Raw genomic sequence first — 1687 nt, 5'->3', positions numbered from 1 at the left:
AAGTCGCGCCCGGTGAACGGCACCAGCGCAAGCGAGCCGATGCAAAGCAGCAGAAAGATCGCGATGAAGCGGCGCGGACTCGCTATCGCCGCGCCGAGCACGCCGCGATAGCGTTCGCGCAGCCGCTCGAAGCGCTGCTCGAAGCCGGCCTGAAAGCGGATCAGGCACGCAATCGGACCGTTGCCGGTGACCGGCGCGTTGCTGCGCGCGCGCATCAGATACATCGCGAGGGTCGGCACCAGCGTGCGCGAGAAAAAGTACGACGCGATCATCGCGAACACCACCGCTTCGGCGAGCGGCACGAACAGATAGCGGGCCACGCCGGAGAGCAGGAACATCGGCACGAATACGATGCAGATCGACAGCGTCGAGACGAAAGTCGGCACGGCGATTTCGCCGGAGCCGTTCAGGATCGCGTCGTGCAACGGCTCGCCGTTCTCCAGATGATGCGTGATGTTTTCGATGGCGACCGTGGCGTCGTCGACGAGAATCCCCACGGCGAGCGCAAGGCCGCCGAGCGTCATGATGTTGATGGTCTGGCCGAGCGCGGACAGCGCGATCAGCGAGGTCAGCACGGCGAGCGGAATCGATACCGCGATGATCAGCGTGGCGCGCCAGCTGCCGAGAAAGAGCAGGATCATCAAGGCGGTGAGGGCGGCGGCGATCAGCGCCTCGCGCGCCACGCCCACCACGGCCGACTTCACGAATACGGATTGATCGGACAGCGCGGTGATGTGCAGCGCGCTCGGCAGGCCGGCGGCGATATGCGGCAGCATCGCCTTGACCTGCTGGATGATCGTGAGGGTCGAGGTGCTGCCGGATTTTTCGATGGTCAGGAGCGCCGCGCGTTTGCCGTCGCTGCGCACGATGTTGGTTTGCGGCGCGTAGCCGTCGCGCACATGGGCGACGTCGCGCACGTACACCACGCCGCCGGCGACCGTCTTGATCGGCAGATCGTTGAGCGCGGCCACCGTGTCGGTGCTGCCGTTCATCTGCACGTTGTATTCCTTCGTGCCGATCTTCGCCGTGCCGCCCGGCAGGATCAGGTTCTGCGCGTTGACCGCGTTGACCACGTCGAGCGGCGCGAGTCCCTTGGCCTGCAGCGCGCGCGGGTCGATATCCACCATGATCTGCCGTACCTTGCCGCCGAACGGCAACGGCACCGACGCGCCTTGCACCGTCGCCAGTTGCGTGCGGATCTGGCTATTGCCGAGATCGTAGAGTTGCTGTTCGGAGAGCGTGTTGCTGGACAGGCCGAGTTGCAGGATCGGCACCGTCGACGCGTTATACGTGATGATGTTCGGCGGCAATGTGCCCGGCGGCAGCACGCGCAGGATCGACGCCGAATTGGAAGCCGCCTCGGCAATCGCACGATTGATGTCCGCGCCCGGATGAAAAAAGATCTTCACCACGGAGACGCCGTTCAGCGATTGCGACTCGATGTGCTCGATATCGTCGACGTCCGAGGTCAGCGCGCGCTCGTAGTTCGACGTGATGCGGTTCGCCATGTCCTGGGCGGAAAAGCCGTTAAAGCTCCAGACGATGCTGACCACCGGAATATCGATGTTCGGAAAGATATCGGTCGGCGTGCGCAGTATCGCCAGCGGGCCGACGATAAAGATCAGCACGGCGAGGACCACGAAGGTATAAGGGCGGCGCAGCGCGAGCCTGACTATCCACATGACGG

At 64.2% G+C, this 1687-nt stretch carries 1 protein-coding gene; it reads right to left on the bottom strand.

The features are described 5' to 3' along the window. On the bottom strand, positions 1 to 1682 hold a 1682-nt coding region (locus tag P0D73_RS46350; RefSeq protein WP_408436443.1), incomplete at its 3' end, for an efflux RND transporter permease subunit. Positions 1683 to 1687: the final 5 nt, after the last annotated feature.

It is taken from the genome of Paraburkholderia sp. RL18-101-BIB-B (assembly GCF_046026985.1).
Lineage (GTDB): Bacteria > Pseudomonadota > Gammaproteobacteria > Burkholderiales > Burkholderiaceae > Paraburkholderia.
The sequence above is the reverse complement of the archived record's forward strand: the minus strand, read 5'-3'. Positions and strand labels throughout refer to the sequence as shown.